The following is a 14,826-nucleotide window of genomic DNA, read 5'->3' as shown; positions in this document are numbered from 1 at the left end:
TATTTATGCCGCCCATCGCGCTGATCGTAGGATTGCGACCTGGTCTAGAAGCCTGAGGACATGGTCTGTGCCAGTGGCATCGGCAACAGTCCACTCTCCTCGGAGAAACGGTGCCATACCATCGGCTACATTGGTGGGCATCTGAATCTCCTCGATGTCCAGCCAATCCATACCGTAGATGCGGTCAACCGCTAAGCCTAACATAGTGTCTTGATCCTCAACCGCAATCACTGCTATTTCAGAGCGATCGGTGCTGAGGGGCATGACATCACCTAAAAACTGACCCAGATCGGCGACCCACACGACCCGCCCCCGTACATTGAGAGTACCCAAGAGGAGGGGGGATACATTCGGGATCGGTGTAATTCGATCCGGGGAGGCTGAGATCACTTCGCGGATGCCCATAGCAGGCAAGGCAAACTCACCCCCTGACGTGACAAAAAACCGCAGGTGAAGCTCACCCTCGGGACTATCGAGCTGTTGTAGTTCGGGGGCCTGATCTTGCCCACTACCGGTTAAAAAATCTGGATTGCCGATCATTAGGTCACGCCTTATCCTCGCAATAGCTGCTTAACGGTGCCAACCAGCTCTGTGGGCTGGAAGGGCTTAGCAATATAGGCATCTGCACCCTGCTTCATGCCCCAGTAGCGGTCAAACTCCTCCCCTTTTGATGAACACATCACAACAGGAATGTTCTGGGTTTTGGGATTAGATTTGATCTGACGGCAGACCTCGTACCCATTCATTCGAGGCATTACAATATCGAGCACGACTAGATCGGGCCGCAGATCCTCGATCTGCTCCAAGGCTTCTACCCCATCACTGGCGACTGTTACTTCTAGTCCACTACCCTTTAGTAGATCTGTAATCATTTCTCGTTGGGTTACGCTGTCTTCGACGACTAAAACTTTACTCATATCGACTCTACGACCGCGATTGGTTGGGAAGGAGGCTTAACGAGGACAGTATAAGGATTCTCCTGTAAACCAAGATAATGCACTTCAAATTGAATAATTAATCAGTTGGGGTAGTTGTGGCGGAAGTAGATCGGGGGATACCAATTTCTAACTCATTTTCAAGGGCTTCGGCCAATAATTTTTCAGGCTCAGGCTGATCAGGATTCCCAGGCCCGATATATTTCTCTATTAGAGTTAATAATTCGTGTTCTCCGAAGGGCTTCGTCAGATAGTCTGTAGCCCCAACCATTCGGGCGCGTACCCGATCAATAAATCCGTCTCGACCCGTCAACATAATGATGGGGGTCTGACGAAACGCGGTGGACTTGCGCAGCATGGCGCAAATTTCGTAGCCATCCAACTCGGGCATTGAGATATCACACAGGATGAGATCGGGCTTGAGTTGGAATAGAAGGCTCAGCGCCTTGAGTGGGTTGCTAATGGATGTGCCTTCATAACCATTGCCGTTGAGAATGAGCTCAACGACTTTACGGATACTGGCCCCATCATCGATGCACACAACTCGTGGTACCCGATTTTGAGGCAGTAGGTTTGGGTTTGGGGCAGGAATAGGCTGGGGCATGTGCAGTTGCAGATCGCCCCGTTCCACATAGGGGTAAAGACGATTTGCTACAGCCACAATGTCCTGATGCAAATAGCGAGCCAGGCGACGGATGGAGGTTTTGCCATCGAGCCAGGCGGTCAGGGCACTTTCTGAGATTTTGGAACGTAGGTGGCTGGTTTCAGCAAGCGCCGGGCATTGCTCCGGAGATTGCACATGGGGGCGCAGTTGCTTCCACTCCTGCACCTGTTTCAGAATTTGGGGCACCAACGCACCGATTTCCAAGGGCATTAGTTGAGGCACCAGAGGTGGGCCAACCTCAAAGATGAATGCGCCTTGATGCAGGCTCAGGATGTCAAACAATGTTTCTTGCACCATACGTTGAAGGATGGTGCGTCCCTGAGCAGCCGTAAGGGTATGGTTCTCAAGCAGAGCCCAGAGGTGGCCATACTCAGGAGCGTTGGTGGTGGCGATCGCCGAAGGAGCTGCATTATCTGCAGAAAGAGTAATGCGATAGTGACGCAGGTAATCCCGCAGGCGCGTCAAATCTGATCCAGCATCACCGGCATAGACTACTTGTCCATTCAGGAAGAAGACAAACCAGGATTTCTCGACTGGGGCTTTAGGGCGCCGCCAAGCTTGCTGTGCAACAACTGCATCATTGCCGGTCGGAACCATTGGCAAGCTGTAGGCTTCGACAAACAGCTCTCCAGTTCGCTGGCCTAATTCAATGAGTTGAAGAATACTGCGACTATCGATTTCGCTGAGTGTGCCCTGCATTTAGCCGAGTGGCTCTCCTGAAAACGGTTGCACGGGATTGGGGAACCGCGTGCTTTACCTAGTTCATTGTTACCTCTTTCATCAAGATTCCCGATCAGATTGGGAAAATCATCAGCCATGCTCAAAGTATTGAGCAATCGCAATGAAAGACTTTTCCTCGCCCAAAGAGTTTTTAACCTATGAAAAGTAGCTTTTTAGCGGTTTTTGCCTGATTTTGCAGCTAATTAAGGCTGCTCTTGAGCTTCTGCTTTATCACTATAGCGTTACTCATTGATTGGACAATCTATAGTCACTGCTATACCTCTACTTCAGCCATTGGGAGGCCGGATGAAAGGCTGTAAAGCTTCCTAATTAGAGGGTTTTGCAGAATAATCGTGGATACCCGGAAGTTTACACAACGTTATATATAGATGAGATGGCCAAGAACGACAGAAGCCTTTCTTAATGGTGACAAAGTGGAGCATTGCCATAAATTTGGTGCTGTTCTAGACATGTTGATTAGTTAATTTTGAGCGGGGAGCTTACCCCCATCTCAACAACCAACCACGCATTTGCAACACTACCCAGACACAGGAAGGAAAAGGGCGATCGCAATACTTGAAAAGGCTGTTCAAAGAGCATTAGCCCTGCACCCATCAGATCTGAAGTTGTCATTGTGAGTCTTCGCGCTTGCTGGATGCTGTCCGGAAAATTACGCATTCAAGGCATAAACCTGAAGGCTGCATAAATTTTAGAAAAGCGTTTGTGCTTTTGCGTTAGAACCAGATCCCGTTCCCATTTGATGGTGTTACATTTGAACGGAAGGATTCAGGTGCCTCCATCCCAACCTAGTCGCACTGCGTGTTCGCAGATGTCAGGGGCGGAAAGCGGAGCGATTTGACGGTTGGATGCGATCGCCAGCAGCTAACCAAATTGCCAGGGATAACCGAGATCCATCGGCTCGATCGGTATCCCCTTGGTTATTCTGCAACATAATGATGATGGGGCCTTTGATTAGACTTATGGAAGACCTTGGCTGGGCTAGGGACTGGTTCCTAAGTCAGTATAGGCTTACCAGCTACTAAGGAACTGCCAACCATCAGGTGGATTGATTTGCATCGTTGGTATTTAGTCTAGACCGATACGGAAGAGGAATATTGGTGTGCTGTATCTAGCCGAAGTGCAGAAGAAGGGTGGAGCGTTCCGAACCGCAAAGGTGGAACTTCGATTATTGGCGTGCCAGCGTTCAGAAAGTAGCTGGACGGCTGTACCCAATGAAGAAATTGTTCAGTGCCCCGATGAAATGGCTAGCTACAACGCCGGTGCACTGATTATGGTTGAGCTGAGTGGAACCAAGCAGATACAGCGGCACTCCGATGCGGCACGTCAATTGGTGACCATTCTGCAAAACTTCTCCCGCCTCCAGGATCGCTCCAAATCCCAGGAAGAAGAAATTGAACAATGGAAGGAGTCGCTGACTTACCAGAGCCAGGAACTCAACCGTCGAGAAATGGAGCTAGAAGCTCGCCAAGAGCAACTCCACCAGATGGAGGAAGACTTTGAGCGGCTGGAGCAACAGCGTCGGGAAATTGAAGAGCTGCAAGCGAATGTAGAGCAGCAGCGGGCCGAGTTCGACCGTAAGAACCAGGATCTTGAAGGAGCCTGGGCTCATCTGCGGGGTGAAATGAACCGCATGGAGGAGCAGAAGGCTCAATATTCCCAATCGGCTGTGCTCGATGAAGGGAAGGCCCAGCAGATGCAGGAGTTGCTGGATCGGCTATCGGGGGCGATCGCACCGACCGAAGCCGTACGGGAACAGCTCAACCAGGCGTTTGGTATCCTCAATCATCAGCAGGAGAGCATTGGAAGCCACTATCAGACATTGGATGAGGAGCGGAACCAGACTCAGCAACGTCAGAATACCCTGGACGAGAACCTGCAACGGCTGCAGACGCGCTGGCAGGAGTGGCGGCAGGCTCAGACAGCACTAGAAGATGCTCGAGCGGAACTGCAAGCACGCCAAAAGCTGGTGGATATGAAGCAGGACCATATCAATAGCCTGACTTCTCAGCTACAGCAGCAGGATGAGTTACAACAACAATTCCGACAGTTAATTGAGACGTCGGGGCAGTTTACTTTGGGTGGTGGCATTGACCTAAGCGCTCTGGAAAAGATGCCTCTAGAGGAGTTGGAGACGGCAGTTCGAGATATGGAGGCTGACCTGGAGAAAATCTCGCGCTTCGTGAGCAGCCAGGAAGAGGAGCTGACAGCTCAACAGGACGACATCAATAAGCTGATGGAGCAAATCCAAAGTGCTAGCGAGTACGATCGCATGCGCATGGAGTCGGAGCTGGCAGACGAGCAGGATCGCTATCGGATGTTGGATGAGACCCTGGTAGGGCAACGACGGACTTTGCAAGAGCGGCGAGATGTCATCCAGCAGCATCGACAAGTTCTAAGCCGTCGTAAGGGAGAAAGCAGTGGTGGCAGTGGTCCGGAAATTGATCTCTCCCCCGTCGTGTCTCGACTGGATAACCTGAAGCAACAACTTTCGCAGGCTTTGCAACAAGCCCAGAGCGACCTTAAGGCCATGCAAGATAGCTTTGGTAATCAGCAGGGACAAGTGGATCAGCAAGCGGCGACCCAGGAAGCCCTGTGGAATGAGCTACAGCAACAGGAGCAAGACCTGAAAGCTGAGAAGGGAGCCCTGGGCGAAATCTGGGGACGGCTCAATTCCTACCCGGATGCCATGCAGTTTGCCAGCCGAGCTCTGCCGCAGTTGCAGGAAAATCTGGAAGCCGTTGCTGGGCTGATGAATCAGTTCCAGGAAGCCAGCGACTATCAGTTGCAAGCGATCGCCGAGATGCGCCAATTGATCGGCAGTTTGACCCAGGCTCCAGAATACGCTTCCTAACCCATTACCTGAATCATCACTAATAAATTGGGGGTAGCGCTTAGCGCTACCCCCAATTTATTAGTAATTGGATTCCCTCGATTGAAGCTGAATCCAGTCCTGCTCAACGCGGGCGATCGCCCCTCCCGAAAGGGGATCTGTTTGACTACGGTTGGGTGCAAGAATAAGTCGTACCACCTTCTCGACCTGCTCATAGGTAGGGGATGCTGGCAATAAGCCTTGCAGAAACTGGCGTACCACCCGCCGCTGGAGGGCCAGAGGAGCGTTTTTGAGCACTTGCCGATTTAAGGCGTAGGGGCTATCAGGGCTACTAGCCTGTTTACGCACGGTTGTTGCTAATTCTTCTAACAGAGCTACGTCGGCTCGTAGTAGCTCTGCAGTCTGCCCAAGATGGGCTTCGACCCGGGGGTTGAGGTGCTCCTGCAGGTAAGGGAGAAGTTCTTCGCGGATACGGTTACGGGCGTAGGTTACATCGTCGTTGGTTGCGTCGTACCAGACCTCCAACTGTCTGTCCTGACAGACTTGAGCGGTTTCGGAGCGAAGGAAGTCCAGGAGAGGACGAACCAGACGAATGGAGTCACTTAAGGGACGGTTCCAGGTGAGAGCTTGCAGGCCGTCAGCTCCGCTGCCTCGAATCAAATTGTATAGAAGCGTTTCCGCGCGATCACTCGCCGTATGGCCCGTCACGACACAGTCTAATCCTTCCCGCCGGGCAATTTCCTTAAGGACGGCATAGCGCCAGTCACGAGCGGCGGCTTCGGAGGGAATGGGTTCAGCGGCGGTGCGCCCATGGTAGGGCACCTGCCATGCTTCGGCTAAGGATTGGACATAAGCTGCATTATCATCGGCATCTGGACGCCAGCGATGGTTGCAGTGGGCGATCTCAATGCGCCATTCCCAATGGGGTTGCAGATCCAAGAGCAATTGCGCCAGACAGAGAGAATCTTGACCACCGGAAACGGCAATCAACATGCTTTGTTTACGAGAAAAAAGACCCCGTTGCCGAAGGGTATGGTGCAGACGGGCGTGATAGGGGCTCCAGAGGAATGCAGCCGACATGGTGGATTGGGGGTGGCGATCGCTCACCATCAAAAACATTAATGGGCAGTAGAGCCCTTGCCAATCTGTTAAGGGTGAAGAACTCTCACCCTTAAGATTTTTATGAGGGTCGCAGCCCTACAAAAAGTTTGACGGACCCTTAGTAATCATCTCGAAATTCTTCGTAGGGAACGTCCTCGACCCGCGCTGGTTGGACGTCACCCCGGTAAGCTCGCTCCTGACGGTTGGCACGGCGAGGCGCTTGCTCTTTTAGAAGCTTCTGGGGTTCTGGCTGAAACTCTAAGCGAATTCGGACACGGCCACGCTGCCAGCCCTGGTTGCCAAACCGCAGCACCTCACAGCGGAGACCCTCATCGGTAAACCAATCTTCGCACTCGTCTACCCATTCCGTTTCTCGTTCGCTGACGACCTGAGCCAGGGCATCCAAAAATTCACTCACCTTAAAGGTGGAGTTAGGCATCAGTACACGGCCTACACGGACGTGCAGCACCTCGTCATCACTAAGCAGGTTGTAATCTTCCATTAACGATGATCCTCAGTGTCATCCAGGGACGCTTGTCCAGGTTCCAATATATAAGGGTTTAGCGAATTAATAAAATTCCAAAGAGGTGTGGCAATCTTTATACCTCTTTGGAATTTTATTAATTCATAACGGTATAGTAGCTCTGGGCATCTATGCCGTGTAGGGGGAGCGATATCGGCAGCGGGGCGACGAACGCGAGCTTAAAAGAACCAGCCGTAACTATGCAGCCCCTTACCCAGAAGATTAACCCCTAAGTAGCAAATCCAAACCACCAGGAAACCAGAAGCCGCCAGAAGCGCAGGACGTCGTCCTTGCCAACCTCGGGTAATACGAGCGTGGAGGTAGGCGGCGAAGACGAGCCAGGTAATGAGTGCCCACGTTTCTTTGGGATCCCAACTCCAGTAGGAGCCCCAGGCTTCATTGGCCCAAACTGCTCCGGCAATGATGCCAATGGTGAGAAGGGGAAAGCCCAGACCAATAATGCGGTAGCTAACATTATCGAGGGTGTCGGCAAGGCTTAGCCGTTGAGGAGTTAAAGCCATGGTAGTGGCCGCCACAGGATTGAGTACGGCTGTGCTACCACTCGAAGACGCAACCGGCTCCTCCGCCTCCACAGGTGCTCCAGCACGGCGCAGGCGATAGCGACCTTCGCGATAGGCCCCGGTGCCCACAGAACTGCCATGGAGCTGAATCGATTGACCACGGGTAACGATGAGGAAGGCGATCGCCAAAACAGCTCCCACCATCAAACAGGCATAACTGAGCAGCATCACGCTCACATGCATCATCAGCCAGTTGGACTTCAGTGCAGGAACCAGGGGTTCCGACTTCTGCATCGCTGCGGGCAGAGACAGGGTCGCGAAAGCTGTGATCCCCATGGCGACGGGAGAGGTAAATGCTCCCACCAAACGGCTACGGCTGGTGCTTTCAGCCAGGAAATGGACAGCCGTGACGCCCCAGGCAATAAACAGCAAAGACTCGTAAAGATTGCTCAGGGGGAAGTATCCGGCATCTAGCCAGCGAGCACCCAGAAGTGCAGCCAGCCCTAGATTGGCGATCGCCATCCCCGTTGTACCCAGGGTCTGTAGCACCGTTGCTCCTGGGAATGCCACGCCCGCCCAGTACACCAGCATGGTGCAAAAGAGGACAGCAAAGGAGGCATTATCCAGCCAATTTTGGAGAACAACCAAATCCATGTGATGGAAAACTCCCGTGAGATTAATCTCGATCGCTGTGCAGCGATCCCTCTCTATCCTATCGAGTCTCGGTACAGAAGGAAAAAGCGGTTGCTGCTTCGAGGATTTTTGAGCCAACAACCGCTGGGTTCTTGCTTAAAAATACACAAGTGCCTCGTGCCGTTCAAAAGACGGCCTGTCAAAGTACGAGACGGGCAAACTTATTCTTGCCAACCTGTAGAACTTTGCCCTGGATTTCTTCAGCTGATGCAAATTCCTGGTTCTCGTCAGTAATGCGCTCACCATCTAACCGTACTGCACCACCCTTGATCTGTCGCCGGGCATCAGAACTGCTCTTACACAATCCTGTTGCTTTGTCTCCCAACAAATAAAACAGCTTCACTGGAAACTGAATTTCCTGAATGGAAAATGTGGGTACCTCAAGGGCTGTGGCTGAGACACTCAATGATTGGTTCAGTGTAGAGCTACCAAATACTGGTGAACCAGAGGTGAGAATGATTGCAGCTTCTTGGGCTTTGAGAGCTTCTTCTCTCCCGTGATATTGGCTGACGACTTCCAGGGCGAGGAGTTTTTGGCGATCGCGCGGGTTCTCCGGCAACTGATCCAGTGGCAGGTTAGTCAGCAACTCAAAGTAACTGGAAATCAAGTTATCCGGAGTCTTCTCTAGCTTGGAGTACATGGTCAGGGCATCCTCCAGCAGCCCAACGTAGTTCCCCAGGGATTTAGACATTTTCTGCACCCCGTCGGTGCCCAAGAGCAGGGGCATCAATAGGCCAAACTGAGGTGTTTGCCCAAAATGGCGCTGCAAGTCCCGCCCTACCGCCAGGTTGAATTTCTGGTCAGTGCCTCCCAGTTCCACATCTGCCTGCACCGCGACAGAGTCGTAGCCTTGCATGAGCGGGTAAAGAAATTCGTGCAGGTAGACGGGCACCTGTTTTTCATACCGCTCGGCAAAGCCTTCCTTAGCCAGCATCTGACTCACAGTCATCGTACCAAGCAACTCTAGAATTTTGCTCAGATCCAACGTAGAGAGCCATTCGGAGTTGTAGCGGATTTCTAGCCGCCCGGGGGTATCAAAGTCCAGGATAGGGCGCAACTGATCCAGATAGGTCTGGGCGTTGGCCTTGACCTGTTCCGTAGTGAGTTGTTTACGAACTTCAGATTTGCCGGTGGGGTCGCCAATCTGGGCGGTGAAGTCGCCAATGATAACGACTGCTGTATGCCCCGCATCCTGAAATGCTCGCAGTTTACGGTAGACAATGCTGTGTCCCAGATGGATTTCTGTACCCGTGGGATCAATACCCAGCTTGACTCGGAGAGGGCGATCGCCCTCCTTCAAGCGCTGCATAAGATTTTCGGCAGGATCTTTGGAGTTACGGTCGTCTGGGAAGATCTCCACAATCCCTCGGGTCAACCAGGCCAGATCGGAAGAGGCCGTTTCCCCTACGCCATTAACAGTTGATTGAGCTAAATTTGCTGCGCCCACGCCTACTTCTATCGCTCCCACAGGTTCTTATCATTTTTTGAGCAATGCCTAGTATAGTTTTAATTTGTGTTTCCGTCTGGGTTCGCCACGCTTTCCATGGGGATTGCCTAGCCGAACGTTATGTAATTCTTGGCTTGCATCCGGATGACAAGGCTAGAACAGGGGATAGACTATACAGATTGTTTTGAGTAGATGGGCATGGGCGATCGCCTTTTGGGATCCTATCGAACACAACGGGACAAACCTCTCAATTTCTGCCAAAATCGTGGCAACGTTTGTGAATCTTTCCTGCCTGATTTGAAGATATCTGCTATTACTTCTGATAGGCTGCCCTAAACTCAGCTAACGTGTTCCTCTCTACTCGCCTGTTCGACCTAATCCTTGCCAGATCCGTTTCGTAATTAAGGTTGTCGACGTGTCCTCCAACACCGCCCGCTCCAGGGGACCGAAAAATCGTCCTCCCAAACCACCCCGGCGCAACCCGTCGCCAACCCCCGAGGGTACTTCTGCTCAGGCCGTACCGGAGCAATCCTCGGAACTGGCCCCTATTTTTCAGTTTGTACAATCTGTCGGGAAAGTTACCGCTGGAACTTTACTCAGCATCACCATGCTGAGCAGCTCGGTCGTCGCAGGCGGGCTAGTGGGCCTAGCCATCAGCTTCCGAAACCTGCCCGATGTAAGGGTTTTGCGTAACTATATTCCGGCTGAAACAAGCTATATCTACGACATTAACGGGGTTCAGCTCGACAGCATCCATGACGAGTTCAACCGGGATGTCGTTACACTCAACGAAGTATCGCCTGATTTGAAGCGGGCGGTATTGGCGATCGAGGATAACCAGTTTTACTCCCACCACGGTATTAACCCCACCAGTATTGCCCGCGCGCTCTTGAGCAACCTGGAGGAAGGCCGCACGGTGGAAGGGGGTTCAACCGTCACCATGCAGTTGGTGAAGAATTTGTTCTTGACCCCAGAACGAGCCTTCAGCCGGAAACTGGCGGAAGCGGTACTGGCCCTCCGGTTAGAGCAGATCTTTAACAAAGATCAGATTTTGGAGATGTACCTCAATCAGGTGTATTGGGGACACAACAACTACGGGGTTGAAACTGCTGCTCAGAGCTTCTTTAACAAAAAAGCCGCTGACTTAACCCTGGCCGAGTCTGCCATGATGGCTGGGTTAATTCAGGCCCCAGAGAATTACAGCCCATTTGTGGATTACCGATTGGCCAAGCGGCGCCAAGCAACTGTGCTGGAACGCATGCGGACGCTGAATTGGATTACCCCGGAAGAGGAAGCCGAGGCCCGGCAACAGCCCATTCGGCTGGGGGATATTCAATCCTTTGATGTAAGCCGTGCCCCTTACCTAACGGAAGCAGTCGAGCAGGAGTTAGCAGAGCAGTTTGGCCGTGAAGCCGTCTTGAAAGGCGGCATGCGGGTTCAGACGACCTTCGACCTGAAACTGCAACAGATTGCTGAAGAAACGGTGAGAGATGGATATCAGACCATCCGGCGACGCGGGTTGCGGGCCGATCAGATGGCCCTCGTCGCCGTAGATCCCCGAACGCATTTCGTGAAGGCAATGGTGGGCGGGGTCGACTACCAGCAAAGCCAGTACAACCGGGCAATTATGTCCTTGCGGCAGCCAGGCTCAGCCTTTAAGCCGTTTGTCTATTACGCAGCTTTTGCGAGTGGCAAGTACACGCCCAGCTCAACCATCATGGACTCTCCCGTGAGTTATCCCGATGGCTATGAGTCCTACGCTCCTCAGAACTACGACGGCAGCTTTTACGGTGCCATGAGTATTCGATCAGCGCTAGAGCAATCACGCAACGTACCCGCGGTGAAGTTGGGCCAAGAGGTCGGTATCAACCGCGTGATTGAGATCTGCCGAATTTTGGGAATTACCAGCCCCATTGAGCCCGTAACTTCACTACCGTTAGGATCTGTAGACCTGACACCTCTAGAGATGGCTTCGGCTTATGCGACCTTCGCCAGTGGAGGTTGGCAATCTGAAACGACCTTTATTGTGCGCGTAACGGATAGTAGTGGACGGGTACTACTGGACAATACCCCCCGGCCTCAATTGGTTTTAGACCCGTGGGCAGTGGCATCGCTCAATGATGTGATGCAGGGGGTTATCTCCCGAGGAACCGCCACATCAGCCCAGATTGGCCGCCCCGCTGCTGGAAAAACGGGAACGACGTCTTCGGAACGGGATATTTGGTTTGTGGGTTATGTACCACAGCTATCCGTTGCCGTTTGGATAGGGAACGATAACTACTCGCCAGTAGGTAGAGGGGCGACGGGTGGGGGCTATGTTGCACCTATCTGGAAGAGCTTTATGCTACGAGCATTGGAGGGAGTTCCAGCAGAACAGTTCAAGCCAGCTTCGCAGTTTGTACGGCCTTAGGTACCTATCTAGCAGCGACCACAATGTGTGTACGAAAAGAAGGTGGGGTTTTACCCCACCTTCTTTCCGTACATGCTCTCTGGCGATAGTGAAAAAATGTTCAATGCCTGTGGTGTTAAATACACAGGCATTAAATACATGGAAAACAGTCAAATTTGGCTTTCGACTTCAGCTTTCATGCGTTCCAGGGTCATGTGCATTTGCTGGAACATTTGTTGGGGGGTGACACCGAACTGACCGAGCTGGGTTTTGAGTTGCTCCATCGTCATCTGAGCCATAAAGTCTTCAGAGAGTTCAAACCGCTTCATGAAGACCTTGTAGCGATCCATGACGGATTCCATTTGCTCAATGAAAATCTTTTTGCCTTCACGATCAAACTTGCCATAACTGCCACCCAACTGCATCAGGTTCTGATAGTCCTCAAACAGTTGGCGGGCTTCCTGTTGAACGATATCGGAGTCAAAAAATCCCATGGCTTTATGCGATCTGAACGGGAAAAGCGGTGGAAAGGCAGCGAGTAGGCTGCAATACATACATTGTAGGGGAGAGAGGGGTTGGGCTAAAGTGCGGAAATCGCTACACTCAACTTCAGGGGTGAAATGCGGCGATGGGCGTTGACATCACCTAGCCAATGCAAGCTTTCCTATCATTCAACTTACTTGAAACCTACTTAAAAAACCATGTTTGAAATGCTGAACCGATTACTGGGCCGTCATCCTGAAGCGAAGGCTCAAGTCGAAATTTACACCTGGCAAACTTGCCCCTATTGCATTCGCGCGAAAATTTTGTTGCGGTGGAAGGGAGTAAACTTTACTGAATACAAAATTGACGGCGATGGCGCAGCCAGAGTCCGCATGGCAGAGCGGGCAAATGGTCGTCGCTCAGTGCCGCAGATTTTTATTAACAATGAGCATGTCGGTGGCTGCGATGATCTCTACAGCCTCGATCGGGAGGGAAAACTTGATGCTCTCTTGCAGCAACCAGCCGTCTAAGTGACCGGAAAGAGTGTACTATCGCCTGAACACGCTGCTCATCGCTATTGGATGGAGCAGGCGATCGCCCTGGCTACAGCTGCAGGAGCCGCGGGGGAAGTCCCTGTAGGAGCAGTTGTGATAGCCGGGGATGGCTCTTTAATTGCGACAGGGGAAAACCGCCGAGAACGCGACCATGACCCCACAGCCCATGCAGAAGTCCTTGCTTTACGAGCGGCGGGGCAAGCACGGGGCACCTGGCATCTCGAAGACTGTATCTTATATGTCACCCTGGAACCCTGCCCCATGTGTACAGGGGCAATTCTGCTGGCACGCCTGGGCCTGCTAGTCTATGGAGCCGATGATCCAAAGGCAGGCACCATACGTACTGTCCTGAACCTGCCAGATAGCCCCTGCTCAAATCATCGATTGAGAGTCTTGCCAGGGGTATTAGAGTCGGCATGCCGTAACCAGTTACAGCAGTGGTTTTTAGAACGACGTTCCTGATCTCCCGGATAAATTCTCTTCCGTTCAAACCTTCAGGACTGAGGCATTCAATGTTGGGTGCGGTATGCGAAACACACCACACCCAACATTAAATGCCTCAGTCCTGATTTCTCGGAGGTGATATACAGGACTTACGCGAGCCCGCTATCCGTAGTGTATTTGTGTTGTGGTTGGTGTACTTCGCACACCAACCACAACACAAATGCATAAGTCCTGATATAGCTGAGATAACCTGCGGCGGAGGCCGGGTTCCTGCCAACGATGGATTAGGCTTTCCTGATGGAATCGATAGCCTAGATCTGGACGGCCGTAGAACTGTCCTGTTCCCAACAGGGCTCCTTCAATTGCCGACTATTCTAAAAATGCAGATTGGAACGGCGTTACCGCCCTAAACGGATTTTCATGGCATCCTCGAAACCTGAGACCGAAATTGACCTCACGTCCATCGAGCGAGCTGCTCCCATCGACTCTCGCATTTCTCCCTGGCTTTCGGCGATCGCCTATCCCCTGGGCAGCCGGCTTCTCTTACCGTCCTACTTCAGCGAAATTGAAGTAACGGGGCAGGAAAATCTTCCATCGTCTGGCCCTGTTATTTTGGCCCCAACTCATAAAGCTCGCTGGGACGCTTTGATCGTGCCCCACGTTACTGGCCCACGAGTAACCGGACGCTACTTGCGGTTTATGGTGACGGTAGACGAAGTGAAAGGAATTCAGGGGTGGTTTATCCGCAGGTTAGGCGGATTTCCAGTCAACCCCCGACAACCCGGTATTGCTAGCTTGCGCTACGGAATGGATTTGCTGCGCAACCAGGAAATGCTGGTTATTTTTCCGGAAGGGGGCATTTTCCGTGATAATCAGGTGCACCCTCTGAAGGCAGGGTTGGCCCGCTTAGCCATTCATTCAGAGCGGAGCGAGCCTGGTATAGGAACCAAGATTGTGCCCATTCATTTGCACTATGACGAGGAGATGCCCCGTTGGGGTTCCAAAGTGCGCATTCAGATTAGCACTCCCATGGTGGTGGCTGATTATCTGACTGGCAATCCTAAAGACGATGCCAAGCGCCTTACCCACGACTTACGGCAACGGTTAGTGCAATTAAGACACAAGTGTTTGACCTCTCACCCTGAGCTCAGGGCCACAACACAGCAGGCCAAGCAAACAGAAGAAGTTGCCTGATGTTGCGGGTACTGGGTGGATTAAGTTCGCCTACGTCAGGATGCAATATCTAGTACGCTGAGGCGGAAATCCATCACCTATGTTTTTGTGTAGGGTGCGAAGCACCCTACACAAAAACATAGGTTGCGAACTTAGGCCGCAGCCTACTAGTGGGTCATCTGGCGTGAGTATTGCCATTTCAGGTGGAGCATTTCAGGCCACCAAGGACTGGGTTACAGCCCCAGACCCTCCTAATCGATGCTTAGGTCGTTTAGATCGCGCTCGTTGTCGTCGTGCCGCTCGCTTGCCACCCCACTCAAACGGTGTT

The 14,826-nt window shown here is 52.2% G+C and carries 14 protein-coding genes; 5 read left to right on the top strand and 9 right to left on the bottom strand.

From position 1 onward, the window contains the following. Positions 1–3 precede the first annotated feature (3 nt). From H6F91_RS09750 to H6F91_RS09735, 4 genes are all read right to left on the bottom strand, one after another. Positions 4–540 carry a chemotaxis protein CheW gene (locus tag H6F91_RS09750; protein WP_190770642.1) on the bottom strand — a complete coding sequence of 179 codons (537 nt, stop codon included), beginning with the start codon at positions 538–540 and terminating at the stop codon, positions 4–6. Positions 541–551: 11 nt separating this feature from the next. Continuing rightward, the gene (locus tag H6F91_RS09745; protein ID WP_190770643.1) at positions 552–917 is read right to left on the bottom strand and encodes a response regulator; all 366 of its coding nucleotides are present in this window, start codon (positions 915–917) and stop codon (positions 552–554) included. Positions 918–1,014: 97 nt separating this feature from the next. Further along, positions 1,015–2,298 (bottom strand): response regulator, encoded by a 1,284-nt coding sequence (locus tag H6F91_RS09740; RefSeq protein ID WP_190770644.1) that lies wholly within the window; start codon positions 2,296–2,298, stop codon positions 1,015–1,017. A gap of 498 nt (positions 2,299–2,796) precedes the next feature. Next, positions 2,797–2,952 carry a hypothetical protein gene (locus H6F91_RS09735; RefSeq protein WP_190770645.1) on the bottom strand — a complete coding sequence of 52 codons (156 nt, stop codon included), beginning with the start codon at positions 2,950–2,952 and terminating at the stop codon, positions 2,797–2,799. 487 nt (positions 2,953–3,439) lie between these two features. Here H6F91_RS09735 and hmpF point away from each other — a divergent pair, with 487 nt between their 5' ends. After that, complete coding sequence (gene hmpF, locus H6F91_RS09730) at positions 3,440–5,191, top strand: pilus motility taxis protein HmpF (protein ID WP_190770646.1); 1,752 nt, start codon at positions 3,440–3,442, stop codon at positions 5,189–5,191. Between the two features lie 60 nt (positions 5,192–5,251). Here the strand turns inward: hmpF and tilS are convergent, their stop codons facing one another. The 4 genes from tilS to tyrS all read right to left on the bottom strand — a co-directional run bounded on the left by tilS (position 5,252) and on the right by tyrS (position 9,392). Then, positions 5,252–6,289: a tRNA lysidine(34) synthetase TilS gene (tilS, locus tag H6F91_RS09725; protein ID WP_242035715.1), complete on the bottom strand. Its 1,038-nt coding sequence runs from the start codon at positions 6,287–6,289 to the stop codon at positions 5,252–5,254. Positions 6,290–6,389: 100 nt separating this feature from the next. After that, on the bottom strand, positions 6,390–6,773 hold the full coding sequence (locus H6F91_RS09720; protein ID WP_190770647.1) for a KGK domain-containing protein: 384 nt from the start codon (positions 6,771–6,773) through the stop codon (positions 6,390–6,392). Positions 6,774–6,973: 200 nt separating this feature from the next. Beyond that, the gene (gene ccsB / locus H6F91_RS09715) at positions 6,974–7,969 is read right to left on the bottom strand and encodes a c-type cytochrome biogenesis protein CcsB (RefSeq protein WP_190789305.1); all 996 of its coding nucleotides are present in this window, start codon (positions 7,967–7,969) and stop codon (positions 6,974–6,976) included. Between the two features lie 178 nt (positions 7,970–8,147). Then, positions 8,148–9,392 carry a tyrosine--tRNA ligase gene (gene tyrS, locus H6F91_RS09710; RefSeq protein ID WP_199307733.1) on the bottom strand — a complete coding sequence of 415 codons (1,245 nt, stop codon included), beginning with the start codon at positions 9,390–9,392 and terminating at the stop codon, positions 8,148–8,150. Positions 9,393–10,062: 670 nt separating this feature from the next. Between tyrS and H6F91_RS09705 the strand changes: the two genes are divergently transcribed. Continuing rightward, complete coding sequence (locus tag H6F91_RS09705; protein WP_190770682.1) at positions 10,063–11,865, top strand: penicillin-binding protein 1A; 1,803 nt, start codon at positions 10,063–10,065, stop codon at positions 11,863–11,865. A gap of 149 nt (positions 11,866–12,014) precedes the next feature. On the opposite strand, the gene H6F91_RS09700 is transcribed toward H6F91_RS09705, so the two are convergent. After that, positions 12,015–12,338 (bottom strand): DUF1825 family protein, encoded by a 324-nt coding sequence (locus tag H6F91_RS09700; protein ID WP_190770650.1) that lies wholly within the window; start codon positions 12,336–12,338, stop codon positions 12,015–12,017. 207 nt (positions 12,339–12,545) lie between these two features. Here H6F91_RS09700 and grxC point away from each other — a divergent pair, with 207 nt between their 5' ends. The 3 genes from grxC (at position 12,546) to H6F91_RS09685 (ending at position 14,519) form a co-directional block, all read left to right on the top strand. Further along, entirely contained in the window at positions 12,546–12,857 is a 312-nt protein-coding gene (grxC, locus tag H6F91_RS09695) for a glutaredoxin 3 (RefSeq protein WP_190770651.1), read from the top strand. Beyond that, entirely contained in the window at positions 12,858–13,343 is a 486-nt protein-coding gene (tadA, locus tag H6F91_RS09690; RefSeq protein WP_347280021.1) for a tRNA adenosine(34) deaminase TadA, read from the top strand. 402 nt (positions 13,344–13,745) lie between these two features. After that, a complete protein-coding gene (locus H6F91_RS09685; protein ID WP_190770652.1) occupies positions 13,746–14,519 on the top strand; it encodes a 1-acyl-sn-glycerol-3-phosphate acyltransferase in 774 nt (257 codons plus the stop codon). Positions 14,520–14,826: the final 307 nt, after the last annotated feature.

This window comes from Leptolyngbya sp. FACHB-8 (genome assembly GCF_014695575.1).
GTDB lineage: Bacteria > Cyanobacteriota > Cyanobacteriia > Elainellales > Elainellaceae > Vacuolonema.
Note: the sequence above shows the minus strand (reverse complement) of the source record. Positions and strands in the feature narration are given on the sequence as shown.

Excerpts from the sequence above, each read along its gene's own strand:
- H6F91_RS09750 (WP_190770642.1), bottom strand. The coding sequence starts at position 540 with ATGATCGGCAATCCAGATTTTTTAACCGGTAGTGGGCAAGATCAGGCC.
- H6F91_RS09745 (WP_190770643.1), bottom strand. The coding sequence starts at position 917 with ATGAGTAAAGTTTTAGTCGTCGAAGACAGCGTAACCCAACGAGAAATG.
- H6F91_RS09740 (WP_190770644.1), bottom strand. The coding sequence starts at position 2,298 with ATGCAGGGCACACTCAGCGAAATCGATAGTCGCAGTATTCTTCAACTC.
- H6F91_RS09735 (WP_190770645.1), bottom strand. The coding sequence starts at position 2,952 with ATGACAACTTCAGATCTGATGGGTGCAGGGCTAATGCTCTTTGAACAG.
- tilS (WP_242035715.1), bottom strand. The coding sequence starts at position 6,289 with ATGTTTTTGATGGTGAGCGATCGCCACCCCCAATCCACCATGTCGGCT.
- H6F91_RS09720 (WP_190770647.1), bottom strand. The coding sequence starts at position 6,773 with ATGGAAGATTACAACCTGCTTAGTGATGACGAGGTGCTGCACGTCCGT.
- ccsB (WP_190789305.1), bottom strand. The coding sequence starts at position 7,969 with ATGGATTTGGTTGTTCTCCAAAATTGGCTGGATAATGCCTCCTTTGCT.
- H6F91_RS09705 (WP_190770682.1), top strand. The coding sequence starts at position 10,063 with ATGCTGAGCAGCTCGGTCGTCGCAGGCGGGCTAGTGGGCCTAGCCATC.
- H6F91_RS09700 (WP_190770650.1), bottom strand. The coding sequence starts at position 12,338 with ATGGGATTTTTTGACTCCGATATCGTTCAACAGGAAGCCCGCCAACTG.
- grxC (WP_190770651.1), top strand. The coding sequence starts at position 12,546 with ATGTTTGAAATGCTGAACCGATTACTGGGCCGTCATCCTGAAGCGAAG.
- H6F91_RS09685 (WP_190770652.1), top strand. The coding sequence starts at position 13,746 with ATGGCATCCTCGAAACCTGAGACCGAAATTGACCTCACGTCCATCGAG.